The sequence below is a fragment of the Nocardia colli genome (genome assembly GCF_008704205.1).
GTDB lineage: Bacteria > Actinomycetota > Actinomycetes > Mycobacteriales > Mycobacteriaceae > Nocardia > Nocardia colli.
Genome location: NZ_VXLC01000026.1, coordinates 52,358 through 77,854 on the forward strand (window position 1 = coordinate 52,358; position 25,497 = coordinate 77,854).

At 67.4% G+C, this 25,497-nt stretch carries 21 protein-coding genes; 13 read left to right on the forward strand and 8 right to left on the reverse strand.

From position 1 onward, the window contains the following. On the forward strand, nt 1-5,889 hold the full coding sequence (locus F3087_RS37495; protein ID WP_150406888.1) for a type I polyketide synthase: 5,889 nt from the start codon (nt 1-3) through the stop codon (nt 5,887-5,889). Between the two features lie 3 nt (nt 5,890-5,892). Further along, complete coding sequence (locus F3087_RS37500) at nt 5,893-6,372, forward strand: acyl-CoA thioesterase (protein ID WP_223885647.1); 480 nt, start codon at nt 5,893-5,895, stop codon at nt 6,370-6,372. A 24-nt stretch (nt 6,373-6,396) separates the two neighbouring features. Here the strand turns inward: F3087_RS37500 and F3087_RS37505 are convergent, their stop codons facing one another. The 6 genes from F3087_RS37505 to F3087_RS37530 form a co-directional block, all read right to left on the reverse strand. Then, nucleotides 6,397-7,098: a winged helix-turn-helix transcriptional regulator gene (locus F3087_RS37505; RefSeq protein WP_150406889.1), complete on the reverse strand. Its 702-nt coding sequence runs from the start codon at nt 7,096-7,098 to the stop codon at nt 6,397-6,399. Nucleotides 7,099-7,447: 349 nt separating this feature from the next. Next, the gene (locus tag F3087_RS37510) at nt 7,448-8,362 is read right to left on the reverse strand and encodes a homocysteine S-methyltransferase family protein (RefSeq protein WP_150406890.1); all 915 of its coding nucleotides are present in this window, start codon (nt 8,360-8,362) and stop codon (nt 7,448-7,450) included. Continuing rightward, nucleotides 8,362-9,489: a trans-sulfuration enzyme family protein gene (locus tag F3087_RS37515; RefSeq protein WP_150406891.1), complete on the reverse strand. Its 1,128-nt coding sequence runs from the start codon at nt 9,487-9,489 to the stop codon at nt 8,362-8,364. The genes F3087_RS37510 and F3087_RS37515 overlap by 1 nt, the downstream gene beginning before the upstream one ends. Before the next feature lie 5 nt (nt 9,490-9,494). Then, nucleotides 9,495-10,367: a class I SAM-dependent methyltransferase gene (locus tag F3087_RS37520; protein ID WP_150406892.1), complete on the reverse strand. Its 873-nt coding sequence runs from the start codon at nt 10,365-10,367 to the stop codon at nt 9,495-9,497. Between the two features lie 13 nt (nt 10,368-10,380). Then, complete coding sequence (locus tag F3087_RS37525; RefSeq protein ID WP_150406893.1) at nt 10,381-11,700, reverse strand: aminotransferase class V-fold PLP-dependent enzyme; 1,320 nt, start codon at nt 11,698-11,700, stop codon at nt 10,381-10,383. Between the two features lie 32 nt (nt 11,701-11,732). Further along, on the reverse strand, nt 11,733-12,425 hold the full coding sequence (locus F3087_RS37530) for a crotonobetainyl-CoA--carnitine CoA-transferase (RefSeq protein ID WP_223885648.1): 693 nt from the start codon (nt 12,423-12,425) through the stop codon (nt 11,733-11,735). Nucleotides 12,426-12,491: 66 nt separating this feature from the next. Between F3087_RS37530 and F3087_RS37535 the strand changes: the two genes are divergently transcribed. Next, nucleotides 12,492-13,145 (forward strand): NHL repeat-containing protein, encoded by a 654-nt coding sequence (locus F3087_RS37535; protein WP_150406895.1) that lies wholly within the window; start codon nt 12,492-12,494, stop codon nt 13,143-13,145. On the opposite strand, the gene F3087_RS37540 is transcribed toward F3087_RS37535, so the two are convergent. Both F3087_RS37540 and add read right to left on the reverse strand, forming a co-directional pair. Next, nucleotides 13,132-14,430 (reverse strand): ABC1 kinase family protein, encoded by a 1,299-nt coding sequence (locus F3087_RS37540; RefSeq protein WP_150406896.1) that lies wholly within the window; start codon nt 14,428-14,430, stop codon nt 13,132-13,134. The genes F3087_RS37535 and F3087_RS37540 overlap by 14 nt on opposite strands. 4 nt (nt 14,431-14,434) lie before the next feature. Then, entirely contained in the window at nt 14,435-15,487 is a 1,053-nt protein-coding gene (gene add / locus F3087_RS37545; protein ID WP_150406897.1) for an adenosine deaminase, read from the reverse strand. Nucleotides 15,488-15,650: 163 nt separating this feature from the next. Here add and F3087_RS37550 point away from each other — a divergent pair, with 163 nt between their 5' ends. The 10 genes from F3087_RS37550 (at nt 15,651) to F3087_RS37595 (ending at nt 25,482) form a co-directional block, all read left to right on the forward strand. Further along, nucleotides 15,651-16,979: an aminotransferase class V-fold PLP-dependent enzyme gene (locus F3087_RS37550; RefSeq protein WP_150406898.1), complete on the forward strand. Its 1,329-nt coding sequence runs from the start codon at nt 15,651-15,653 to the stop codon at nt 16,977-16,979. Continuing rightward, entirely contained in the window at nt 16,976-18,679 is a 1,704-nt protein-coding gene (locus F3087_RS37555) for an ABC transporter substrate-binding protein (RefSeq protein ID WP_150406899.1), read from the forward strand. Before F3087_RS37550 ends, F3087_RS37555 begins: the two co-directional genes overlap by 4 nt. Next, the gene (locus F3087_RS37560; RefSeq protein ID WP_191094338.1) at nt 18,672-20,297 is read left to right on the forward strand and encodes an ATP-binding protein; all 1,626 of its coding nucleotides are present in this window, start codon (nt 18,672-18,674) and stop codon (nt 20,295-20,297) included. Before F3087_RS37555 ends, F3087_RS37560 begins: the two co-directional genes overlap by 8 nt. Further along, nucleotides 20,298-20,981, forward strand: a complete 684-nt coding sequence (locus F3087_RS37565; protein ID WP_150406901.1) for a response regulator — start codon at nt 20,298-20,300, stop codon at nt 20,979-20,981. After that, nucleotides 20,971-21,345: a hypothetical protein gene (locus F3087_RS37570; protein ID WP_150406902.1), complete on the forward strand. Its 375-nt coding sequence runs from the start codon at nt 20,971-20,973 to the stop codon at nt 21,343-21,345. The genes F3087_RS37565 and F3087_RS37570 overlap by 11 nt, the downstream gene beginning before the upstream one ends. A 346-nt stretch (nt 21,346-21,691) precedes the next feature. Next, nucleotides 21,692-22,225, forward strand: a complete 534-nt coding sequence (locus F3087_RS37575; protein ID WP_150406903.1) for an EF-hand domain-containing protein — start codon at nt 21,692-21,694, stop codon at nt 22,223-22,225. Between the two features lie 209 nt (nt 22,226-22,434). Further along, nucleotides 22,435-22,872 (forward strand): SRPBCC family protein, encoded by a 438-nt coding sequence (locus F3087_RS37580; RefSeq protein ID WP_150406904.1) that lies wholly within the window; start codon nt 22,435-22,437, stop codon nt 22,870-22,872. A 38-nt stretch (nt 22,873-22,910) separates the two neighbouring features. After that, nucleotides 22,911-23,210 (forward strand): ArsR/SmtB family transcription factor, encoded by a 300-nt coding sequence (locus F3087_RS37585; protein ID WP_317983954.1) that lies wholly within the window; start codon nt 22,911-22,913, stop codon nt 23,208-23,210. 148 nt (nt 23,211-23,358) lie between these two features. Beyond that, complete coding sequence (locus tag F3087_RS37590) at nt 23,359-24,183, forward strand: methyltransferase domain-containing protein (protein WP_150406905.1); 825 nt, start codon at nt 23,359-23,361, stop codon at nt 24,181-24,183. A gap of 42 nt (nt 24,184-24,225) precedes the next feature. Next, a complete protein-coding gene (locus F3087_RS37595) occupies nt 24,226-25,482 on the forward strand; it encodes an MFS transporter (protein ID WP_150406906.1) in 1,257 nt (418 codons plus the stop codon). Nucleotides 25,483-25,497: the final 15 nt, after the last annotated feature.

The following is a 25,497-nucleotide window of genomic DNA, read 5'->3' on the forward strand; positions in this document are numbered from 1 at the left end:
ATGGTTCGGCTAGCGATCGTAGGAATGGCGTGCCGGTTTCCCGACGCCGAGACTCCGGCTCAGCTGTGGGACAACGTCCTCGCCCGCAGGCGCGCCTTCCGGCCGACCCCGCCGGCCAGACTGAACCCGGCCGACTACTACGCGAGTGACCCCGCCGCAGCGGACCGCCACTACGCGACGCACTCGGCGGTCATCGAGGGCTGGACCTTCGATCGAGCCCGGCATCGCATCGCCGCCAACACCTTTCGGTCCACCGACATCGTGCACTGGCTCGCCTTGGACACCGCCGCGGCGGCCCTGGACGACGCCGGCTTTCCCGCCGGGGAGGGCTTGGACCGCAAGCGCACCGGCGTCGTCCTCGGGAACACGCTCACCGGCGATATGACCCGCGCGTCGGGAATGCGGCTGCGCTGGCCGTATGTGCGGCGCACCCTGGCCGCCGCGCTGCACCGCAACGGCAGGCCCGCGGCGGAGATCGCCGCCTTCCTCGACGAGTACGAGGCGGACTACAAGGCGCCGTTCCCGGCGATCACCGAGGACAGCCTGGCCGGTGGCCTGGCGAACACGATCGCCGGAAGGATCTGCAACCACTTCGATTTCGGCGGCGGCGGTTTCATCGTCGACGGCGCCTGCTCGTCGTCGCTGTTGTCGATCACCCAGGCCGGTGACGCCATGCTCGCCGGTCACCTCGACGCCGCGATCGTCGGCGGCGTCGACCTGTCCATCGACCCGTTCGAACTGGTCGGCTTCGCGAAGACCGGCGCCCTGTCGGCATCGGAAATGCGCGTGTACGACGAGCGCTCGAACGGCTTCTGGCCGGGTGAGGGCTGCGGGATCCTCGTGCTGCAACGCGAGGAGGACGCGATCGCCCGGGGCGCGCGGATCTACGCGACGATCGCCGGCTGGGGCATCTCCTCGGACGGTCGTGGCGGCATAACCCGGCCCGAACCCAACGGCCACCTGCGGGCCATCGAACGCGCGTACCGGATGGCGGGTTTCGGGGCGGACACCGTCGACTATCTCGAAGGTCACGGCGCAGGCACGGTCGTCGGTGACCGGACCGAGCTCGAGGTGTTCAATACCGCTGTCGCCGCACGGAATCCGGGCAGGCCACCGGTGGCGATCGGATCGATCAAGGCCAATATCGGTCATACGAAGGCGGCGGCCGGTATCGCGGCGCTGATCAAGACGACCCTCGCCGTGCACCACGGGATCATTCCGCCGATCACCGGAACCGACCGGGCGCATCCGGCCTTCACCGAGGCCGGGAATCGTCTCCGGCTCCCCGACCAGGCCCTCGAATGGCCGGGATCCGCTGCGGCACAACGGTCTGCGCATCCCCGGCGAGCCGGCGTGTCGTCGCTGGGCTTCGGCGGCATCAACGCCCATGTGGTGCTGGAGAGCCGACAGCCACCGCGCGCGCTGTCCCGCACGGCCGGCACCCGCCTGGCGCGCAGCGCGCAGGACGCGGAGCTGTTCGTCTTGTCCGCGGCGACACCCGTCGAGCTGGAGGCGAAGCTGCGCGCGGTCGCCGCACTCGCCGCGCGATGTTCGTTCGCCGAGCTCGGCGATCTCGCCGCCGAACTGATCCGGATCGACTCCCGGCTACCGATCAAAGCGGCGGTGGTCGCCGCGGACCAGCGACAGGCCGCGGACCGGTTGACCGAATTGGCCGATGTCCTCGCCGCCGGTGAACGGCACTGGTTCGCGCCGGGCACCGGCCAATTCCTCGGCGCGGGAATCGGATCCGCGCCGCGCATCGGCCTGATGTTTCCCGGGCAGGGCGCCCCCGGGCAGGGTGACGGCGGCGCACCCGCCCGTCGCTTCGCCGTGGTCGCCGACCTGTACCAGCAGGTGGGCGTGCGCGCCGAAGGTCAGGCGACCGAGGAGGCCCAGCCGCGCATCGTGACCGCCTCGCTCGCCGGATTGCGCGTGCTCGATTCCGTCGGCATGAACGTCGTCGGCTGCGTCGGGCACAGCCTGGGGGAATTGACCGCGCTCTACTGGGCGGGCGTGTTCGACGAGACCGAGCTCGTGCGCACCGCGGCGTTCCGCGGCGAGGCGATGCACACCGCCGCCGTGGCCGAGCCCGGCGCCATGGCGACGATCTTCGCGGCCGCCGATCAGGTGTCGACCCTGCTGAACGGCAGCCCCGTGGTGATCGCCGGATACAACGGTCCGAAACACACGGTGGTCGCGGGTCCGACGAACGCCGTCGACGTGGTCTTGGTGAGTGCGCGCGCGGCCGGGATGCAATGCCGGACCCTGCTGGTTTCGCATGCGTTCCACTCGCCGTTGGTCGCGCCGGCCGCGCACGCCTTCCGCCGCTACCTCGACGAGATCGACCTCGGCCGGGTCAAGCGCCCCGGTCTGTTCTCGACCGTCACCGCGGGTCCGCTGGAGCCCGGCTGCACCGTCGCCGATCTGCTCGAGCGTCAGGTGCACGCGCCGGTCCGGTTCGCCGACGCGTTGTCGCAGCTGGCGGAGACCTGCGATCTGCTGGTCGAGGTCGGTCCGGGGGCGACGCTGTCGGCGCTCGCCGCCGATGTCTGCCCGGGGGTTCCCGCGGTCGCGATGGAAACCGACGGCAACTCCGTCGCCGGGATCCTGCGCACCCTCGCCGCCTGCTATGTCCTCGGCGCGCGTCCCGACCTGGACGGATTCGCCGCCGAACGATTCAACCGGACGATCCCGCTGGACAAGCAGTTCGTGTTCCTCGAGAGTCCTTGCGAGCAAGCACCGAACGACTCGTTCCTCCCCCGGGCGCTGTCCAACGGGCACGTTGCCGCCCAGCCGGAAGTTGCCGATCAACCCGACCAGGCCTGGGCCGACGGCAGCTCGTCCCTGTCGACATTGCGGCGACTGATCGCCGAGCGCGTCGAGCTTCCCCTGGACGAAATCACCCCCGAGATCTGCCCGCTCGACGATCTTCACCTGAGCAGCATCACCATCACCCAACTGGTCGCGGACGCGGTCAAGCTGCTGGGAACGGAGATACCGGAGCCGACCACGAACGTCGCTACCGCGACGATCGCGCAGCTGGCCGAGGCGATCGACGACCTCGCGCAGACGGCGCAGGACGCACCGGCGAAGCCGGCCGACGATCTGGCCGGCGTCGATATCTGGGTGCGGCCGTTCACCGTCGACCTGGTCCCGGCCGCCGGGCCGCCGGTCACCGACCGTGGCGACGACGAGCCCGGGCGGTGGCAGGTGTTCGCACCGGCGGACGATCCGCTCGCCGCGGCGGTCCGGCACCGGCTCGACACCGCCCGTCTCGGCGACGGTGTGCTCCTGCGGCTCGGCGCGGCGACTACCGAAATCGCTATCGACCGTATGCTTTCCGCCGCCCGATCGGCGATCGACGCCGGGTCGCGCCTGGTCATTATCGATGACGGCCGAGACGCGGCCGGGCTGGCGAAGACGGTGCATCTGGAGGCGCCCACGGTCCGGACGACCGTCGTCCATGTCGCCGCCGGCCTGCCGCTCGAGCAGGCCGCCGAGCTGGCATGCGCCGATATCGCCGCGACCACGACCTTCCGCGAAGTCCACTACGACCGGGAGGGCAACCGGACCGAACCGGTGCTTCGTGAGCTGACCCTGGCCGGCGCCGATCTGCCGCTCGGCGCGAGCGATGTCGTCGCGGTCACCGGCGGGGTGCGCGGCATCACCATCGAATGCGCGGTCGCGCTGGCCCGGCAGACCGGATGCGTGCTCGCGGTCATCGCGCGCAGCCCCGCCGACGATCCCGACATCGCCACGAACATGGCTCGGCTGCGCGAATCCGGTGTCACCGCACACTATTACACCGCCGACGTGACCGACCGAGACCAGATCGCCGACACGACAGCCGCGATTCGCCGCGAGCTCGGCGCGATCACCGGCATCCTGCACGGCGCCGGGATCAACACCCCCGCGGCCGTCGGATCGCTGACCGGTGACCACATGGCGCGAACCATCGCCCCGAAGGTCGACGGCCTGCGCAATCTCCTCGATTCGCTGCAGCCGGCCGAGCTTCGGCTGGTCGTCGGCTTCGGCAGTATCATCGGCCGGGCGGGCCTGCGCGGTGAGGGGCACTACGCGACCGCCAACGACTGGTTGCGTTCGGCCATCGACACCCTCGACCACGAACTGCCGGCCTGTCGATGCCTCACCATCGAGTGGTCGGTCTGGGCCGGAACCGGGATGGGCGAACGGCTCGGCGTGCTGGATTCCCTTGTCCGCGAAGGCATCGAGCCGATTCCGACCGACGTCGGCGTGGAGATCATGCTGGATCTGCTGCGCACCCCGGCCTGTCCGAGCAGTGTGGTCGTGATCGGTAGAACCGGCGGCTTACCGACGATCCGCTTCGACGAGGTCGAGCTGCCGCTGCTGCGGTTCCTGGAGCGGCCGCGCCTGCATGTCCCCTGGATCGAATTGCTCGCCGACGCCGACATTTCGACGGCGACCGACCCCTATCTCGCGGATCATCAATTCTCTCGCGACGCGTTGTTCCCCGCGGTCATGGGCATGGAGGCGATGGCGCAGGCGGCCACCGCGCTGTTCGGCGAACAGCACCCGGTGCAGATGCACGATCTGGAATTCCTCCGGCCGATCATCGCGGCGCCGGACCGGGTCACGACGATCCGGGTCGCCGCGCTGCGATCGGGCGACAGCGTCCGGGTGGCGATCCGGTCGGATACCACTGCCTTTCAGATCGATCATTTCCGCGGCGTCTGCCGACATGCGCGGCCGCACAACGACATAGCGGCCGCCGCTCCCGCCGTCCCGACGTCGGCGACCGAACCATTGCAACGTCTGGCCGAATTCGCGCACACCGCCGCCACCGCGACGTCCGGCCTGGGCATGGCGGTCGAGACCGACTTCTACGACCGAATCATGTTCCACGGACCGATGTTCCGGTCGGTCGAGGACTATCACCACCTGTCCGCGCGGCAGTGCGTGGCCCGGATCCGGGTCGGCGACGAGCGCTGGTTCTCCCCCATGTTGCCGAAATCGCTTGTGCTGGACGACCCGTCGGCGCGCGACGCGTTCATGCACGCCATCCAGGTCTGCGTGCCCGACTCGACGCTGCTGCCGTCGAAGGTGGCGCGCGTGCTGTCGCTACCGATAGCACCCGACGTCCGGACGGTCGTGCTGGCCGCGCGGGAACGGTCCCACGAACAATCGACGTATATCTACGACGTCATCGTGCGCGACGAGCGGGGCGCGGTCGTCGCGCTCTGGGAGGCGCTCGAACTCACCGCCGTCGCACCGATCACGTCGCCGTCGGGGTGGACGCCGGAGTTGCTCGGTCCACTCGTGCAGCGGCGTCTCGATACCTTGCTGTCGTCGCCGGTTCAGCTGGCGATCGTGCGCGACCGGCAGCCATCCGGAGACGACGACATCGGCCCGCGGATCTCGGGCCGCCGCGAAGCGACCCGGCGCGCGCTGGCCGCCGCGCTCGGCCGCGCGGTGGCCCTCCGGCACCGGCCCGACGGGCGGCCGGAGATACCGGACGGACACGTAAGTTTCTCCCACGGTGCGGATCTCACCGTCGCGGTGGTCGCCGCTCGCCCGGTCGGCTGTGACCTCGAACCGGTCCAGGACCGCACGCCGGCACAGTGGTCCGGCCTGCTGGGCGATTCTGGTGTCGCGCTCGCGGAGATCTGCTGCCGGGCCACCGGTGAGTCGTTCGCCACCGCCGCGACCCGGGTCTGGAGTGCCCGCGAAGCGGTGACGAAGCTCGGCGTCACGGTCACCAGACCACGGCTGACCCTGGACAACCGTCCCGCGGCCGACGGCTGGCTGGCCCTGCGGCACGGCACCGACGTCGTCTGGTCGTTCAGCACCACCCTGTCGTCACCGCAACCCCAGCAGCCGGTGGTGTTCTCGGTGACCGAGAAAGGTTGATACGTGCGCTCTTACGAGATGACCCATATCGTCGGCTTCGAGGAAACCAACCTGGTCGGCAACGTCTACTTCGTGCACTACTTCCGCTGGCAGGGCCGCTGCCGGGAGATGTTCCTGATGGAGCACGCGCCCGATGTGCTCGACGAGATCCACCGGGACCTCAAGCTTTTCACGATCAAATGCGAGTGTGAGTACTTCGCCGAACTGACCGCGTTCCAGCCGCTCACCATCCGGATGACGCTGATCGATCTCACCCAGACGCAGATCGAATTCGGGTTCGCCTACCTCGGCATCAACGACCAGACCGGGGGCGAGCACCTGGTGGCGCGTGGCCGGCAACGCGTCGCGTGTATGCGCGCCAACGGAACTCGGGTCGAGCCGACCCGGGTGCCCGAGAGTCTGCGGCGCGCGCTCGAGCCCTACGCCGAACCGGGTCCCCGCGGAACCGACCGGCGCCCGGTCACCGCCCGCCGCCCCGACTGAATCATGGTCGATCTGTCACGCGAGTCAGGAGACGTCGGCGTGGGCCGCGTGCGCTGCCTGCGCCGTCGAGGTGAGCTCGAGGCCGAGCAGTCGCAGGCAGCGGGTCAGCGAGGTCGAATCGCCGCTGACCGTCAGGCTGCCGGACAGCATCGCGTCGAGGATGCCGACCTGCTCGGTGCCGATCCGGATGAACGTCTCCGGGTCGGCGGTGACCACGAGCACCGGTTCATCCGGTGGCGATCCCTCGACGACGCGCGCGACGCCGTCTTCGCACGACACGTGGAACACTTCGTCGCCGATCCGGAACTCGTACGACTCGTCCACCTCGGGCTGCGGCCCGACGCTGAGCATCGCCTCCAACGCCAATCGTCCCCACTCGGAGCGGACGAGTCCGTCCGCCTCGTAGGAGGAGATGTGGGACAGACCCCACGACGCCAACCCGATGATCACCGGCCGGAGCGCTTCACCGCTGGCGGTCAGCCGATACTGCACGCCACGGCCATCGCCGGGTACCGGCTCGCGCTGGATCACTCCTTGTTCGGTGAGCATCTGCAACCGTGCCGCGAGTAGGTTCGGGCCGATTCCCACCAGCGTCTCTTCGAGCAGCTGGTTGTACCGCTTCGGACCGGTCGTGAGGTCGCGGATGATCAGCAGGGTCCAGCGCTCGCCGACGAGGTCGAGCGCGGCCGCGACCGCGCACATCTGCGCGTAGCGCTTCGTTCCCATGTGAGTACCTCGAGTGTCGGATCACTACAACTTCCTAGTGACACTGATACTACGTCAAATGTTTCCCTTGGGTAGCTGCGGACACCTACCCGCGGGTCAGTACCTTCTGAGCTAACGATGTTTCACTGATGACCTGCGCACGGCCGCGGACGCCGCCACGGAACTGATGCCATCCGGAAATAACACTTCGGAGCTGGGGCTGAGGGCGAACAGCCGACGCCATCGGAGTCCGCCCGAGCCTCGACGCCGGCTGTCGACGGGCCTTTCCACCGTCCCCCGACAGCCCGCAGCACATCTTCGCCGTAATAATATCTTAATGTATAGTAATAATCACAACGAACCAGAGCTCTCACGTCCCGACGGACGTGCTCAGCAGTTTGTTCGCCGCCTCGAGGTGCGCGGGCGTGGTGCCGCAGCATCCGCCGATGATGTCCAAGCCGTACTCGGTGCGCCATCGCGTGACCAGCTCCGCGAACTCGTCCGGGGTCGACCCCGACGGCAATGCGCGATCGACGTGTTCATAGGGCGTCAGGCCGGTCCGATCCTCGATATTCGGATAGGCGCCGATCAAACCCGCACGCCCGCGGCACAACACCCGCAACGCCACCTCCGTGGCGCGAGGCGAGGTGCAGTTGATCAGAACAGCCTCGGCGCCGTCGCGTTGCACCGCGTGCACGGCGCCGGTCAGCGGCTCCCCGGACAACAGCGTCGCGTCATCCGCGCAGACGAACGACACCCAGGCCCGCCCGCCCGCGGACAGCACCTCCCGCAACGCGATCCGGGCCTCGCGAATGGTGTTCATCGTCTCGATCAGGAACAGGTCCACCCCGGCCCGCGAGAGCTCGCGCACCAGCCAGCCGTGCTCGGCGCGCAGTTCCTCGTCGGACGGCACCAGATCCGGCCGATAGCAGTCTTCGACCGGTCCGATCGAACCGGCGATCTGTGCGTCGAGCACGCCGGACTGTTTCCGCGCGGCGCCGGCCACGCCCACGGCCGCATGCACCATCCAGGCCCAGCCCGCGTCGTCGAGCTTGGTCTGGCGCAGGGCACGCAGGTTTGCCCGGAAGGTGTTCGCGGTGATCACCTGCGCGCCGGCGGCGAGATACGCCTCGTGCACCGACTGGAGCACGCCGCGCTTCGCGTCGGTGAGCACGGCTCCGGAGGTCCACCACGGCGGGCGCACCGGCAGACCCGCGCGTTGCAGCACGGTCGCGGTACCACCGTCGAGCAGCCGGATTCCTTGGTCAGCAAGGGAATTCGTCATCAGTCACCTTCCAGCGCAGCGGTCAGATCCTCGATCAGATCGACCGGATCCTCGATCCCGATCGAGAGCCGAATCAGGTCGTCGGTGATTCCGGCCGCGTGCCGGATCGCACGCGGTATCGGTCGGTGCGTCATCAGCGCCGGGCACTCGATCAGCGAGCGCACGCCGCCGAGGCTCACCGCGCAGGCGAACAGCTGCGTTCGCGCCATCAACTTCTCTGGATCGCCGCGGTAGCGGAAACTGATGATCGAGCCGGGTCCGGACATCTGCCGGGTGGCCAGGCGGTGCTGCGGATGCTGGGGCAGACCGGGATAGCGCACCTCGGTGACCGCGGGCTGATCGCACAGCTCCTCGGCGATCGCGCGCGCGGTGGCGGTCTGGCGCGTCACGCGCAGGGACAGGGTCTTCACGCCGCGGTGCACCAGATAGCAGTCCAGGCCGCCGGGTACGCCGCCGGTGACGGTCCGGTGGCCGGCGAATCGGGCGGCCAGCTCCTCGTCGTCGCACACCAGCGCACCGCCGAGCACGTCAGCGTGGCCGGCGATGAATTTGGTTGTGCTGTAGAGACTTACATCCGCGCCCAGTTCCAGGGGGCGTTGCAGGGCCGGGCTCGCGAAGGTGTTGTCGACCACCACCAGCGCACCCCGCGCGTGGGCGGTCCGGCTGAGCTCGGCCACATCCGTGATCTTCAGCAACGGGTTGCTCGGCGTCTCCACCCACACCAGCGCGGCGTCGCTCGCCAGCGCGCGCCGCGCCTCGGCCGGATCGGTCAGATCCGCGTAGTCGACCTGGATCCCGAGCCGGCCCAACGTGGCGAACAACGCGTAGGTGCCGCCGTACACGTCATCGGAGGACACCACCCGCTGCCCGGTCTCCAGGAGGGACAACACCGCGGTCGCGGCCGCCTGCCCCGAGGAGAAGACCGCGCAGAATCGCGCGTCCTCCAGCGCGGCCAGGCATTGCTCCAACGCCTCTCTGGTCGGATTCTCGCCACGAGAGTAGAAGAGCCGCAAGGGATCCTGCGCGAAGCGATCGTAGGTGGTGGCGACATGGATCGGCGGCACGATGTCGCCGGTGCCGGGCGACGGCCGCTGCCCACTGTGGACGAGTCGGGTATCGAAGCGCATGCCGCTCAGCCGATCGGCGCGACGGCCCGCAGCAGCAGGGCCTTGCTCGTCAGGGCGACGGTGCCCTCGGGCCTGCGGTAGGGCTCGACGGCCGCGCCCACGGCCGCCCAGGTCGCCGGATCGTCCGCGCTGCCGAACCGCTCCCGCAGCATGGTCTTCAGGCCGGGCGGAATGACCACCTTGTTGAATTCGATGAAGCGCTGCGGGGATTCGAGCACGAACGGCACCCGGAACGCGGTCACCTCGACATCGCTGAAACCGGCCTTCGTCAGCTCGGCGCCGACCGTCTCCGGGTCGCCCATGCTGAACGGACCAGGCGCCCCAGGTGCCGGGGGCGGTAGTTCGAGCCGCCGGGCGATCACCTGGAAGCCGAGGGACATCATGGGCACTTCCGATCCCGGAGCGGCCCATACGGCGGCGGCGAGCAGGCCGCCGGGCACCAGCACCCGCGCCAGTTCGCGGAACGTCTCGACGTGATCGACCGCGAACATCAGGCCCCAGCGGCTGAGCACGGCGTCGAACGACGCGGCGGGGAACTCCAGCGATTCGACGTCGCCGACCACGAATTCGACGTTGCCCGCACCGCGTCCGCGCTCGCGCGCCCGGGCGATCATGTCCGGGGCGAGGTCGATCCCGGTGACCGACCCGGACGGGCCGACGACGGCGGCGGCGGACAGCGCCGGTTCTCCAGTGCCGGAACCGATGTCGAGAACCCGGTGCCCCGCCCGCACGCCGGCGAGTTCGAGCAGCCGTGCGGTCACCGGTGCGCCACCGGTTTCGAAGTCGTGCGAGCAGGACTCCCAGCCGGCGCTGATCGCGTTCCAGTTGGCGCGTTGCATCTGTTTGAAGCTCACCGGATCGAATTCGGCAGTCGTCATCGCAGCTGTCCCGTCAGTGCTGGTTCTCGGTGGACGGATCGGTCGCCAGAAAACGTTCGGTGGGATGCTCTTCGGTCCAGAAACCGGGCCGCACGGTCGTGAGCGCGCGCCGCACCACCTCGATTTCGGCTTCGGTGTTGTACACCGCGAACGACAGGCGAACCGTGCCGACTACACCGAAGGAATCGATGAACAGGTTGGCGCAGTGCACCCCGCTGCGCACCGCCACACCGTGGCGATCCAGGTGGCCGCCGACATCGTAGGGGTGGATGCCGTCGACCACGAACGAGACGATCCCGCTCGGCTGATCCGCCGGGTCACCGATGATCCGGACGCGCGAAATGCTCTGCAGGGCTCCGACAGCGGCGTTGACCAGAACCTCGTCGTGCCGCCGGAGGTTCGCCCACCCGAGATCCTGGACGTACCCGAACGCCGCGGCCAGGCCGATCGCGCCCGCGATGTGCGGCGTGCCCGCTTCGAGCCGGGCCGGCACCGGAACGTACGCGACCGGCTCGTCCAGCGTCACGCCCTTCACGGTGCCGCCGCCCACCTGATACGGATCCAAGCGGGACAACAGCTTTCGCTTCCCGTACAGCACGCCGATGCCCATCGGGCCGTAGATCTTGTGCCCGGAGAAGCAGTAGAAGTCGGCGTCGAGGTCGCGGACATCCACCGGCCGGTGCGGCACCGCCTGGGCGCCGTCGACCAGCACCGGGATTCCGTGCCGATGCGCCGCGCCGATCATGTCCCGGACGGGGTTGACCGTGCCGAGCACGTTGGACACGTGCGCGACGGCGGCGAGCCGGACCCGGGGTCCGAGCGCTTCGGTGAACCGGTCGAGGGCCACTCGTCCGCCGGCGCCGACCGGCACGACGACGAGTTCGGCGCCGACCCGCTCGCACAGCCGCCGCCACGGCAGCATGTTGGAGTTGTGCTCCATGCCGGTGACGACGACCTGGTCGCCGGCGGTCACGACCGAGCGGCCGAAGGTATCGGCGAGCAGGTTGACCGCGGCGGTCGTGCCGGGGGTGAAAACCACCTCGTCGGCGTGCTCGGCGTTGATCGCGAGTCGAATGGTCTCGCGGGCCGCCTCATAGGCGTCGGTCGCGGCCATGCTGAGCTGGTAGTAGCCCCGGCCGATATTGCTGTTCACGCCGGAGTAGTAGTTCACCAGCGCGTCGAGCACGACGCGCGGTTTCTGCGAGGTAGCCGCATTGTCCAGGTAGACCAACGGATTCGGGCCGAAGCGCTGCTCCAGGATAGGAAAGTCGCGGCGAACGGACTCCCCCGGAATCGAAGGGCTGATCTTCCCATTACTCACCAGATCAGTCATTAGATAACCATATCTAAATGAAGTTAGTTTGCCTAGTGGCTGAACAGATTCCGGAACTCGGTCAGATAGCGCGCGGGGAACTCGAACACCTTCTGCGGCGGGTATCGGCGCTCGCCCGCGCACGGGCCGTAGAAGAACCAGCAGATCTGCGCGATCTGCTCGGTGAACAGCACCGCATGAACGTCCTCGGAGTACATCCCCATGTGACAGAAGGCCGCCCCGAACTCGCCGCGGGCCGAGAAACCGCGCCCGGACATCACATGCCCGAAAACGTCGTGCACGACCCGGAACACGTCGTTGTGGCTGAGTTCGACGCCGTCGACCACGATGCCGGACGGTTCCAGCATCGGATGGAAATCGTCGACCAGCTCCGGCCCGTGCCCGGAACTCGTCAGATATACATACAGCTCACCGGTTTTCCGGACGGACGCACGCAACTCGGCCGAACTCCGATAGGGCTGCCCCGCGGCGAGCCACGGCCGCACGGCGATCCCCGCATCGACGACCAGCTCGTACTGCTGAACGTTCTCCCGCTTGAACCGGTCGTAGCGCCGGGCGAGGGAGGTGGCGTAGGCCAGTCGAGGAGCCTGCTCGAAATACGCGGCCACCCGCCGGCAGTAGTCCTCGTCGAGTGTGAAGGTTGCCGACGAGGCGATCCGACGCGTGTTCGCGGGCCAGTGGCGATCGACGTATGCCTGCGCAAGATCGGCCAGCTCGGCTTCCATCAGCATCACCTCTAGTTCACAATATATTCTTGAAGCAAGATTGTCGCCAGGCCAGGGGAGATCGAGATGACCTACTGTGAATCCGCGCCCATCGCCCGGACGCTGCCCGCGCCGACCGCCTATCTGTGCGGCCTCACCTGGGACGGCTCGCGGCTGTGGCATTCAGACCAGGACGCGCAGACGATCTTCGCCATCGATCCGTCCGACGGAACGGTCACCCGCTCCTGGGCCTGCGCCCGCGTGCGCGCCGACCTCGCCTACGACGGCACCCGGCTGCTCCAGGTCGGCGGGCACCCGAAACGGCTCGTGCTCATCGACCCGGCAACCGGGGAATCCGTCGGGGAGAAGACGGTGCTCCCGCGCAACGGCCGGCTGACCGGAATCGAATTCGGCCCCGAGGGACTGTGGATGTGCCTGCGCGCGCCGACCGTGGTGCAACTGCGGAACTACGCGACCATGGAGATCGAACGCCAGTACCCGGCGGGCGGCGAATCCCCTTCTGGACTGACCTATGCCGACGGTCTGGTGCTGCACGGCGACTACAGCGATTCCACGGTGCGGGCGCTGAACGCCCGCACCGGCGCGCAGGTCGGCGCGGTCCGCGTCCCCGGCCGCCCGACCGGAATGACTTGGGACGGAAGCCATCTCTGGTACTGCGACTTCCCCGCCCGCGCGCTGCGCGCCATCGAACTCGACGCCGTGCTGGTCAATCGAGCGTAGAACGGCCGCCGTCGGTCCCGAACAGTCCGCGCATCAGCTGCGGCTTGGCCGCCTCCTGGAAATCCATGTCCGGATCGAGTTCCCGGATGGTCCCCTCGATCACCAGCAGGGACAGCAGCGGGAAGACCAGCTCGGACGCGGCGTTGATGCCGAAGCGGCGCTGCAGGTCGAACATCTCCATGGCGAAGGCGATCAGGCTGAACTCGCTGGCCGGCTGGCCGTGGCTGCGCTCGACCAGATCCGCCATCCGCACCGTGAAACCCTCGAGATCGGCGCCCTCGGCGATCTTGGCCGCACTCTGGATCACGATCTCGGCGGCATGACGCCCGCGGCCGATCGCCATGTTCATGAAGAACTCGGCGAACAGGCGCCGGAGCCGGTCGGTCAGCTGGACGCTGAAGCCCGCGTCGAGCACCACGACCTGCGCGCTGCGGGTGAAGTAGAGATTGCCGGGATGCATGTCGCAGTGCACGAATCCGTCGACAAAGAGCATCTGATACATCGCCGCCATCCCGGACGCCGCGAAGCGCCGGCGCGCGGCCGGCGAACAATGCTCGGCCGTGTCCACCGCCAGCTCCGGGATGAACTCCATCACGATGGACCGGGGCCGGCAGGCCTCGGGATACACCTTCGGCACCCAGACCCGCGGCACCTCGGAGAGGTTCTTGCGCAACCGCCGCAGATTGTCGGCCTCCCGTTCGAAGTCGAGCTGCCCGAGGATCGCGCCCGCCATATTCGCGACGACCTCCTCGACCGGCACGCCGCGAAAAACCTTGAGCCGCGCGACGAATGCCGCACCGCCGCGAATCAGCGCGAGATCATCGGACATGACCTGCTCGATGCCCGGCCTGCGCAGTTTGACCGCGACATCCTGCCCCGAGCGCAACCGCCCCCGATAGACCGACGCCACGCTGCCGGACGCGACCGGTCGCGGATCGAGCTCGGCGAAGACCTCATCGACCTCGACGCCGTAGGCCTCGGCCAGGGCGATCGCGGTGTGCGCGGCATCCAGTGGTGCGACGGAATCCTGCAGGAGCGACAGTTCGTCACACAGCGCGGGCGGCAGCAGATCGCGGCGGGTGCCGAGCACCTGTCCCGCCTTGACGAAGGTCGGTCCGAGCACCATCAACAGCGCGACGAGCTGATGGTAGATGTGCTGCCGGCCGGCCGCTGGACCGTACCGCAACCGGCGGATCAAACCACCCGGAATAGCCGGAACGCCAACCGCGACAACGGTGCCCGCGACGCGCACCGCCCGCAGCATGAGCGCGAATCGTGTTCGCATGGCCTCATCTCCCTATTCTCTGCTGTCGATCGAACCGATGAACCGACTCCGCGAGGGCCCGGCGGATGTCGCGGGCCACGGGCGCCGGGCAGAAGGCCGCGTCGATCCCCACCGCCACGATGTCCACCAGCGCGGCGACCGAGATGCCGAGCCGGTCGTGGCACAGCTGATATTCGCGATTCAGCGAGGTGCCGAACATCCCGGGATCGTCGGCGCCGAGGGTGACCGGGACGCCGGCGGCGAGCAAGGCGGGCAGCGGATGCCGGTCGAGCGCGCGCACCGCGCCGGTGCGGACATTCGATGTCGGACAGACCTCGAGGGTGATGCTCTGTTCCGCCAGGTAGTCGAGCAGTCTGCGTTCGGTCACCGCGCGAATGCCGTGCCCGATCCGCTCCGCGCCCAGATCGCGTAAGGCAGACCAGATTTCGCCGGCATCGGAGGTCTCGCCCGCGTGCGGTACAGCGTGCAGTCCGTGCGCCCTTGCCTGCTCGAACGCGGGGCGAAACCGCCGGCGCGGCGCACCGAGTTCCGGGCCGCCCAGCCCGAACCCGACCGTTCCGTCGGGCTGGTGCCGCAGAATCCAGTCCAGGGTGGCGAAGGCGCCGGCGACGCCGTCGTCCGCCGACACGTCGAATATCCAATTGATCTGGATGCCATGGCATTCGGCGACGAGCCGGCGGCCGATCGACAACGCCTCAGCGAGCTCGGCGGGCGCGATACCCATGCGCAGATGCGACAGCGGCGTGACGGTCACCTCGGCATATCGCACGTTGTCCGCCGCCAGCTGGTCACCGAGGCCGGTCACCAGCCGCACCACCGCGGGCCCGCTGGTCACCAATCGGTTGACCGCGGTGTACACCTCGATGAAATGCGCGAAGTCGGTGAAGCGGTAGTACCGGCGCAATTCGACCGGGTCGGCGGGCACCCCGGCCTCCGGACGATCGCCGGCCAACTCGGCGACCGTGTCCACCGTCGCCGAACCCAGCAGGTGCACATGCAATTCCACCTTCGGCAGCGCCGTGAGGAAGGCCGCCACCGAACGCCCGTCGCCACTCATCGGGGCACCACCCGCGCTAGCGCTCGGCTCCGGAAGCCCTCCACGATATCCACCATAGCTTTTTGAAGCCAACTAGGTGTTGTGAACGAGTAGCTCCATCAAGAACGCTCAAAAGCCGAGGAAACTTATGTAATATATAGCTAGTCGCGGAGAGGGGTTCCCCATGAATGGCGCTGTCGATCCCATCCCGCCGCACTTGGCGGCGACGATGACCGCCGAGTCCCCACCGAGTCTGCGCACCGCGGACTGGTCCGAGATCCGCGGGTTGTTCGCGCTGGATCCCGGCGCCATCCACCTCAACTCCGGCACCGTCGGCGCGATGCCGCACGCCGTGCTCGACACCGTGGACCGGGTGACCAGGCACTGGGCCGGCGGGCTCGGCGATGTCTATCCGCCGGGGATGTATCCGGACCATCGCGCCGCCATCGCCAAGGCCTACGGGGTCGATCAGGACGAGATGGTGATCACCCACAACGCGACCGAGGGCGTCGCGCGGGTCATCCACGGCCTGGATCTGCACGCCGGCGACGAGGTCGTCACCACCACGCACGAGTGCTACTCCGTGCTGTCCAACTTCAACCTGCTGCGCAACCGGCTCGGCATCGAGCTCACCACGATCACCCTGCCCACCGGGTACGACGTGCGCGCCGAGCAGATCATCGAACTGTTCGAGGCGGCGATCACCCCGCGCACGAAAGTGCTTGCCTTCGCCGGGATCACGCTGTTCACCGGCACCAAACTGCCGATGCGCGCGCTGTGCGAACTCGCGCAGCGGCACGGCCTGATCACGGTGATCGACGGCGCGCTGCTGCCGGGCATGCTCGATCTCGACATGCGGGCCATCGGCGCGGATTTCATCTCCTGCTCCGGGTCCAAGTTCCAGTGCGGCCCGCTGGGTACCGGATTGCTGTACGTGCGCAACAAGATTCATCCGGAACACAATCCGCTGCCGCTACCGCGGTTCTGGCCGATCATCTCCACCTGGTACCCGATGAAGGGCAGCCCGCCGCCCCGCACGCGAACCTCGATCGAGAGCGACAACATGGGCGACTACCTGCAGAGCGCGGGCAGTGCCAGCATCGCCCGCGGGGCCGGGCTCGCCACGGCCTGCGCGCTGTGGGACGACATCGGCCGCGATCGGATCGAGCGCCGGATCATGCTGCTCGCGGAGTACGCGCGCTACCGCGTCGCCGAGCGTTTCGGCCGGGACGCGATGTACTCCCCCGGCGCGGATCGCGTGCTGAAATCGCCGTTGATCACCTTTCATCCGTTCCGCAGGCCGGAGGACGCGTGGAACGTGAAGAAGGTGCACGAGTTCACCATGCGGCTGCAACGCGAGTACCGGCTCTTCACCAGGTGGACCGAGTTCGACGTGGCCGGATCGCCGCACCAGCACTACGCGTCCCGCATCACGACCCACATCTTTAACGACTTCGACGAGATCGACAAGGCCGTCGACATCATGGCCGGGCTGGCCGCGGAGATGTCATGACCGAACCGACGATCCTGCGCCTGTACGGTCCGGGCCCGCTCGATCAGCTGGATCCGGTGTGCTGCCCGCGATCTCCGATCGACCGGGTGGTCCGGCTGTACACCCGGCAGCTGTTCACCTATCGAACGCAGGGCGACCCGCGTGATTGGCAGGCCGGCGCGCCGGTGCCCGATCTGGCGACCGAGGTCCCGTCCATCTACAACGCCGGAATGGGCGCGAGCTACACCAGCTATGTGGTCCATCTGCGGCGCGGCGTGTACTGGGACAGCCATCCGACGCGCCCGGTCACCACGCACGACGTGGTTCGCGGGTTCAAGCGGATGGGTAATCCGTTGCACCGCAGCACGTTACTGCCCTATTTCACCGACACCATCCGGGGCATGGCGAAGTTCTGCGCCGAGTACGCCGCCGCGTTCGCCGGCGCCGTGCCGACCGGACCCGAATTGGCCGAATATCAGAACTCCCATGACATTCCGGGTCTGCTGGTGCTCGACGACGAGACGATCGTCTTCGAACTACGCAGGCCCACCATGGATTTCATCGACATCCTGGCCCTGCCGTGCGCCTCGCCCGCACCGGTCGAATACGACCGCTACGTCCCGGGCAGCATCGAGCTGTGCGCCAATATCCGGTCCACCGGCCCGTATCGGCCCACCGATTTCACCCCCGGCCGCGCCCTGCGGCTGGGCCGGAACCCGGCGTGGAGCGCGGAGACCGACCCCGTTCGGCGCCAGCACGTCGAGGCCGTGGAGGTCAGCTCCGAACCGGTCGGCGCCGGCGCGGTGGCGTACCGAATCCGCACCGACCGTGCGGATCTGGCCTGGGGCGTTCGCATCCCCGATCCCGCGACGACCGTCGACCATGACCTCGGTTTCGCGCTGGACCCCTACCTGGTGTTCAACACCCGCAGCCCCAATGCCGACGGTGCGGTGCGGAAAGTGCAAGTGCGCCAGGCGATCACGCAGGCGATCGACAAGGCCGCCATCGCGGCGGACGTCGCCTCGCTGGGCGGCGAGACGATCATCCGGGTCGCGGGCTCGATCGTCCCGCCGGGCAACGACGGCCACCAGGACCTCGATCCGTACTCCACGCCGGATCACCGCGGCGCCCCGGCAGATTGCGCGGCGATGCTCGCCGCCGCGGGGCATCCGCGCGATCTGCGGATCACCGCGATCCACCCGGCTACCGAGCACGCCCGCCGGGTCGCCCGCCGGTACGCCGCCGACCTGGCCGCGGCCGGAATCACCGTCGAGCCAGTCGAATTGGCCGTCCCGGAGTGTCTGGATCTGCTGGCCGACCCGGTCCGGGCGGCGGCCGGCGAATGGGATATCGCGCTCGCGTCCTGGTCGCCGACCTGGCCGCAGCACAACGGTCGCGTCTTCCTCCAGCCGCTGCTGCAATCCGGCTCCCCCGCCAACCTCGGCGGCTACCGCAATCCCGAGGTGGACGCGCTGATCGACCGGGCGCTCGCCGCCGCGGACGGCGAATCGGCCGACGCCGCGTGGCGCAAGGCCGAGCGCGCCGCGCTGGCCGACGCCCCGATCGTGCCGCTCCTGTTCCAGGTCCCCACGACCAGGGAGCTGTGTGGCCGCCGCGTGCGCGCCGCCGCTGTGCTGCCCACGCACGGCCTCGCGGTCGACCTGGCCACGCTCCGGCTCGACCCGCCCTCGCCGGATGGGGAGGGCAGTAGAAGTGGATGAGCACGACGCGGATCTCCTCACCGAGATCGCGGGCAATACATCGGTATCCCTGTGGGCCGCCGCGGGTCCGGAAGACGACTACGTCATCAAACTGTGGACGCGCGGCGCCGAACGGCTGTACGGCTACTCGATGAGCGAGGCCATCGGCGAAAGCTATCTCACCCTGCTGACCAACAAGCTCGAGCACGACCGCGCAAAGGCGGACCACGACAAGATAATTCGAAACGGCATCGAGATTCGGAACCTGGTAGACGATGTCATCTATTCCGGCTCACAGCGATTGCTCCTCACGATTCGATTTCCGCTCTACGACAAGGCGATGAAGGCACATCTACTAGCCGAGACCGGCATCGAAATAACCGGCATCACCCTCGAAGAAGCAACGCTGATCACCAGTACACGTGAAGAGGCGATTCATATCAGCGAGAGCGCAGCCAGATACGATTTGTCGGAGCAACTGCGCCGCCTGGTCGGCGCGCTGACGTTGTCCGGAACCGGCGAGGACGAACGTGCCGCCCTGGCCTTGGGCGTGGAACTTCTGCGTCAGGCGTTGAACGTGCAGGCCGAATCGAGTGTCTGGCTGGCAGGCGCCGGTGGGCAGTTCAGCGAAGTGTTTCGAAGCAGTGCCTGGAAGAATCCGCCCGGCTTCGACATAGACCGCACGCTCGACTGGTTCAGGTCGAGCACCAAGCCGATACTCCATGATTCCAATTCCCGGCCGCACCGGCTGCTCAAACAGCTCTTCGACACCCACCAGGGGCCGATGGACACGGTGGGCCTGATTCCGCTGCACGCCGAAGGCGAACTCCTCGGACTCCATGTGATCCGGGTGGCGGCGCCGCATTCGTTCTCACAGCTCGAGCGGGACGCGCTGCCGGTGTTGTCGTCGGCCGTGCTGGCCAGCGCCCGACTGGCCGCCGAAGTTCGCCGGCGGCGGGAGGAGGCCGCGGAGTCCAGGGCCGAGGCGACCAGATTGCGACTCAACGGCGACTTCGCTCATCGAATTCGCAAAGCGGTGGATCCGATTCTGCGCGACGTTCATTCGATCCGCGAGGAGTTGCATCTGCGCGGGGTGAAACTGGACGGCGAACTCGCCCAGTGGATCGACGACATCACCTTGGGTTGCACCGAGCTGGCCCGTGCGCCGGAAGAGCTGCATCGCGCCCAGAAGGTTGCCCGGATCAGCATCCGCGGCGTGCTGACCGCGCTGCGGAATCGGCTCGGTCTCGAGTTTCCGGACAGTGTCATCGAACTCGATATCGATGGCATCGCCGGGGTTCTCGTGCGTGGCGTCAAAGGCGATATCACGGCACTGTTCGAGAACCTGCTCTACAACGCCATCGAGGCGGTGGACGGCGACGGTCGGGTGCGGGTGATCGCCTCGGTCTCCGGCCGGTCCGTGTCGATCATCGTGTCGGACGAAGGCCCCGGAATCCCGCCCGAGTCGGTCGAAGGCATTTTCCAGCTCGGGGTCTCCAGCAAGGGCGAAGGTCATGGACTCGGCCTGGCCCGGGCCCGCGAAATCGTCACCGACCTCGGCGGCCAGATCACGGTGGACGTGCACTACTCGACCGGCGCCACTTTTCTCATAGTTCTGCCCATTTCCAGGAGAGCGTAGATGGCGATTATATTGTTGCTCGAGGACAATATTCAATTTGCCCGGGCGGTGCAGCGCGTACTCCGTGGGCACGAAGTACGACACGTGACCAGGGTCGACGCCGCGATAGATGAACTCCAACGTCCCGATGTGGACTGCGCACTGATCGATCTCAACCTCACCGACGAGGACGACTACTCCGGTTACGAGGTCTTGTCCTACATTCTGCACAACCGGCCCGATCTGCCGCGTGCCGTGGTGACCGGCTCTCGCCTGAAAGGCGCGATCAGCAAGAATATCCTGCTCCGCTACGGCGTCGGCGACATCGTGATCAAAGGCGATGTCGACCGGGCCGGCTACGGCACCACCGATCTGATCGATACGGTGAGCGATCTGCTCGTCGGCTCGGACCGCCGGCGCCGGGAAAAGGCACGCGACGAGGTCGCGTCGATTTCGCTGGCCGCGCAGACCGAATTGCGCCGGCGCATCAATGGGCTACAGCAGCTTTCGGAACAGCTACGCAGCGGCGCCAAGCGCCGCGACCCGACCGCGAACAGCCGAACCGTATTGACCCGGCGCGCGGACAAATTGATCGAACTGGAGGCGGCAGCGAAGGCCAGGTGCGACGTGGTGGCGTTGGACGAGCTGGCCCGCGAGGTGGAATTGTTCGAGGCGGAATCGGCGCGGGTGCTCGGTGATTCGTAGGATCAGCGCCAGTCTCGGCCAGGTCCATCCGGGCGCCTACTACCTGGCCAGCGCGGTCGTACTATCGCTGTCGACGAATACGTTCACCCAGGCCTACGGCACGGTGCCGGCTCCGGATAATCAGGCATCGCTGCTGCTGTGCACGCTCACCGCGTTCGTGTCCGCGGTGGCGTTGTCGACGTTGGGCTGGCGAATCGAAACGATCCGATCATTGGCCATGGAGCGGGCCGCGGACGTAGGCCTGCCCTCTCGGCATCTTATCGGCGAAGCGGCGGCGGCATTCGCCGTCGAGGTATTCGTGAAAATGGCGGTCGGGGTTGCCACCGCGATAATGTCTGTCTTTTTCATGCTCGGTCGATGGTAAGCAAGCGCTCGCAAACACCCAGCGCAATTACACCTGTCACGACAACGACCGATCTCGTGTCCCTGCACTGACTCGGACAGCAAGTCCCCTATTACCGGGCACGGCCGCGCCTTGCCGCCGGCCGGACGCGTACACCGCGCCTCGATACCGCCGCGCACGCCGCTGACCACCGCCGACGACCGCGATCACTTCTCGCGGCACTCAGACATGCCCCTGCTTCACTTCGGCGCCGAACCAAGTAACTTCACTAAGATATAATTACCTCTTGAAGACCCGCCTCCCCAGCAGTAAAGTAGGGATAGTAGAGGTCCGCATAGTGAATGACCGGTTGAGATAGGGAGTCCCCATGGTCACGCAAGCCCGGCAGCAGAAATTCGCGAAGCACTTCGAGCGGTACGATGCCGACAACGATGGCAAGATCGACCAGTCGGACATCGACGCGTTGATCAACAAATGGTGCAATGCATTCAACATTCCCCCTGGTTCCGATAAATGGCGGATCACCATCAAGCGGGCCAACCGGCTTTGGCAGGACCTGCAGGGGCATGCCGACGCCAATGGCGACAAGATAATCAGCAGGGAGGAATGGATCGCGGCGCACGAAGATCCCCGGTTCGTCGACGAGGTCGCTATTCCGTTGGCGCAGCTCACCTTTGAACTCGGCGATGTCGACGGCGACGGCTCACTGTCGTTGAGCGAGTGGATGATCCTGCAGTCGATTTCGGGCGTCGGTCAGGTCGAGGCGTTGAAGATGTTTCAAGCGCTCGACCATAACGGCGACGGATACATCAGCACCGACGAGCACGACGCGGCGCTTCGTGAATTCTTCGGCAGTGACGACCTCGAGGCCGCGGGTAATCACCTCGCCGGTCGCGTGTAACCGGTCGCACCGACCAGAAGATCTGGAACTGCGCGGGGGTTGTCGTCCCATTCTGACGCCGGCCCCCCATGCAGTCCAACGCCTCCGCCGACCCCGCAATTCTCTCCCGGCAGGGCATGCTGACGCGCTACCCTAGGGTTGCACTTCGCCGCCACAGCGAGCATCCTGTCCCGAAACAGTAGTAATGCCGTCCGGAGAGGAGATTCCCGATGACCGCGCCCGACAAGATCGAGCATGAGGTGGACATCAACGCATCCGTCGCACGGGTCTGGGAGCTGGTGACCGACCCCGGCTGGTGGGTCGGCGACGGCGACCGGTCCGGTCAGAGTCGTTCGCGGGACGGCGATTTCGAGGTGATCGAAGACCCGAAATACGGCCGGTTCCCGGTCCGGGTCGAGACGATGGAACCCCCGAACTACATCTCCTACCGGTGGGCATCCGCCTTCCCCGGCGCGACCCCCGGCGACGGCAATTCCACGCTGGTCGAGTTCCGGCTCACCGAACGCGACGGCGGAACCCGCCTGCGGGTGACCGAGAGCGGCTTCGCCACCCTGAACCTGTCCGACGACGACCGCGCGAAGCGGTTCGAGGACAACGTCGGTGGCTGGAAAATGCAGCTGGACGTCCTGAAAGCCAGCGCGGAGTAACTGCGATCAAGGCCGACCAGCCCCCGATCGGCACGATTCTGCTCGCGCTCGCCGATCCGACCCGTCGCCTGCTGCTCGACACCCTGGTCGAGGAGGGGCTGGCCAGCGCCACCACACTCGCGGCCCACCTGCCCGTTTCCCGGCAGGCCGTGGCCAAACACCTGATCGTCCTCGAGGACGCGGGGCTCGTCACGGGTCGCCGTGCGGGACGTGAAGTGCTCTACCGGATCAGTCCGGAACCCCTCAATGAATCCGCCGATTGGCTTGCCGAACTCGCCGGCCGCTGGGAACGCCGGCTGTCGGCGATCAAACGCGCGGCCGAGGAGGGAGATCGCTGAGATGCACGCGCCGATTCCACTGCCGGGCAGCCGAAGTCACCAACTAGCTATAAATTATTATAGTAGAATTTTTATCCGTAGGCAGTGTCGGCAACCCCCTGGAACGCGCTGACCAACGGCGGACCGGCACGAGAGCGCGGAGGTCATCATGGCCGAGAAATCAATCGAGCTGACCGACGAGGTCGCCGAGTACTACGACGGTGTCGGCGAGCTGGTCGAGCTCGTCGGGGGAAACCTGCACCTCGGGTACTGGGACGACGACCAAGACGACACGCCGTTCCTCGAGGCCATGACCAGGCTCACCCGGATGATCGCCGAACGACTACCCCTGCATCCGGGCCAGCATCTCCTCGATGTGGGGTGCGGCGTGGCCGAACCGGCGATCTACCTGGCCGATCGCCTCGGCGTATCGGTCAGCGGAATCACGGTGAGCGGCTGGGAAGTTCAGGAGGCCACCAAGAACATCGCGTTCGCCGGCCTGTCCGAGCGGATGTCGATCACCCGGGCCGACGCCGCCGCACTCCCCTTCCCGGACAACGAGTTCGATGCCGCCATCGCCTTCGATTCGGTGCCCAACGCCCTGGACAAGCGTCAATGGTTCGACGAGATGTTCCGGGTGCTGCGCCCGGGCAGCCGGGTCGTGTACTCGGAATACCCGGCGATCGCGGACATGACGGCGGCTCAGCGGGAGGTGTTGCGCGCGAATACCGTTCCGGATCCGCCGACCAGCATGGCCGCGGCGGTGGCACCCGCGGTCACGGCCGGATTCGAGGTGCTGGAGGAACTCGATTGCAGCGATCAGGTGCGCCGGTTCTACGGCGATTTCCTGCAACGACTCGGGGACCAGCGGGAGGAATTGGCCGCAGCGTACGGAAAAGATCGGATCGACGCCTTCCAGTCCGGCATGACGACCATGTTCGAACTCTGCCGGGAAAAGATCGGTTACTACCTGATTGTGTGCCAGAAGCCATGAGGTCAGCGGCTCCCACCAGATGAACAAGGAGTGTGATCGAGCGTGTCCGAGATCCGACGACGGCTGCTCAAATCGACTACGCAAGAAGATCACACCGCCGCGGAGCCCCACACGAACAAACGCCTACCGATCGGGGTGTATGTCCTGGGGATCAGCGTATTCGCCCTGGGCACTTCGGAATTCATCGTGTCCGGGCTGGTCGATCAGATCGCCGGCTCGCTCGGGGTCTCGGTGCCCCAGGTCGGGCAACTGATCACCGCGTTCGCGATCGGCATGCTGGTCGGCGCGCCGACGATGGCCGTGCTGACCCTCGGACGCGACCGCAAGACCGTGCTGCTGGGCGCGATGGTCGTCTTCTGCGTCTCCGACCTGCTGACGGTGATCCCGGTCTTCGGTCTCATGTTCACCATGCGGGTGATCGCGGCCATGGCCTGCGCGACCGCGCTGACCGTCGCGCAGGTGATGGCCGTCGCGCTCGCCGGTCCCGGCCGGATGCCGCAGGCGATCGCGGTGATCCTCGGCGGCATGACGCTGGCGAATGTGGCGGGCGTGCCGCTCGGCAGTCTGGTCGGCGCGCTGTTCAGCTGGCAGGTCATCTTCGTGATGATCGGCGTGATGAGCGCGATCGGCGCCACGCTCGTCCTGTTCTTCGTGCCCAGGCTGCCGCGCGACCGCGGGCCCGAGGTCCCGCTGCGCACGCTGGTCGCCCGCGAACTGCGGTCGCTGGTCCAGGTTCGGGTGTTCGTCGCCCTCGCCACCACGGTGCTGTTCGAGACGGCGCTGTTCAGCGTGTACGCCTACGTCCAGCCGCTGCTCACCGAGGCCAGCGGCTTCAGCGTGCATCAGGTCCCGATCGTGCTGTTCCTGTTCGGTGTCGGGTTGTTCGCCGGCAACACCCTCGGTGGCCGGCTGGCCCAGTGGAACGCGATGAAGAACGTCATCGGCAGCCTGATCGCCATGATCGTCATGATGCTGGTGCTGCGGGCCGTCGTGCACCACGGGATCGCGGCGGCCGCCGCGGTCACCATCCTCGGCGTGTGCGCGTTCTCGATGACCGCCGCGCTCAGCTCGCGGGTGATCGGTTTCGCGGTGGGCGCGCCGACGCTTGCCGTGGCAATTGTCATGTCCGCCTTCAACATCGGCAACGCGATCGGTCCGTTGATCGGCGGCGTCGTGATCGCGCACGCGGCGATCACCGATGTGATCTGGGTCGGCGTGGTCGTCGCGTCGCTCGCGCTGGCCACCGCGTTCGTCTCGGTCGCCATCGAGCGGCCGCGGGCCTACGCGCCGGCTCCGTGACGACCGCCGGCGCCG

What these genes read in the sequence shown, in the direction of transcription:
- F3087_RS37495 (WP_150406888.1), top strand. Translation starts at nt 1, where the DNA reads ATGGTTCGGCTAGCGATCGTAGGAATGGCGTGCCGGTTTCCCGACGCC.
- F3087_RS37505 (WP_150406889.1), bottom strand. Translation starts at nt 7,098, where the DNA reads ATGGGAACGAAGCGCTACGCGCAGATGTGCGCGGTCGCGGCCGCGCTC.
- F3087_RS37510 (WP_150406890.1), bottom strand. Translation starts at nt 8,362, where the DNA reads ATGACGAATTCCCTTGCTGACCAAGGAATCCGGCTGCTCGACGGTGGT.
- F3087_RS37515 (WP_150406891.1), bottom strand. Translation starts at nt 9,489, where the DNA reads ATGCGCTTCGATACCCGACTCGTCCACAGTGGGCAGCGGCCGTCGCCC.
- F3087_RS37520 (WP_150406892.1), bottom strand. Translation starts at nt 10,367, where the DNA reads ATGACGACTGCCGAATTCGATCCGGTGAGCTTCAAACAGATGCAACGC.
- F3087_RS37525 (WP_150406893.1), bottom strand. Translation starts at nt 11,700, where the DNA reads ATGACTGATCTGGTGAGTAATGGGAAGATCAGCCCTTCGATTCCGGGG.
- F3087_RS37530 (WP_223885648.1), bottom strand. Translation starts at nt 12,425, where the DNA reads ATGGAAGCCGAGCTGGCCGATCTTGCGCAGGCATACGTCGATCGCCAC.
- F3087_RS37535 (WP_150406895.1), top strand. Translation starts at nt 12,492, where the DNA reads ATGACCTACTGTGAATCCGCGCCCATCGCCCGGACGCTGCCCGCGCCG.
- F3087_RS37540 (WP_150406896.1), bottom strand. Translation starts at nt 14,430, where the DNA reads ATGCGAACACGATTCGCGCTCATGCTGCGGGCGGTGCGCGTCGCGGGC.
- add (WP_150406897.1), bottom strand. Translation starts at nt 15,487, where the DNA reads ATGAGTGGCGACGGGCGTTCGGTGGCGGCCTTCCTCACGGCGCTGCCG.
- F3087_RS37550 (WP_150406898.1), top strand. Translation starts at nt 15,651, where the DNA reads ATGAATGGCGCTGTCGATCCCATCCCGCCGCACTTGGCGGCGACGATG.
- F3087_RS37555 (WP_150406899.1), top strand. Translation starts at nt 16,976, where the DNA reads ATGACCGAACCGACGATCCTGCGCCTGTACGGTCCGGGCCCGCTCGAT.
- F3087_RS37565 (WP_150406901.1), top strand. Translation starts at nt 20,298, where the DNA reads ATGGCGATTATATTGTTGCTCGAGGACAATATTCAATTTGCCCGGGCG.
- F3087_RS37575 (WP_150406903.1), top strand. Translation starts at nt 21,692, where the DNA reads ATGGTCACGCAAGCCCGGCAGCAGAAATTCGCGAAGCACTTCGAGCGG.
- F3087_RS37580 (WP_150406904.1), top strand. Translation starts at nt 22,435, where the DNA reads ATGACCGCGCCCGACAAGATCGAGCATGAGGTGGACATCAACGCATCC.
- F3087_RS37590 (WP_150406905.1), top strand. Translation starts at nt 23,359, where the DNA reads ATGGCCGAGAAATCAATCGAGCTGACCGACGAGGTCGCCGAGTACTAC.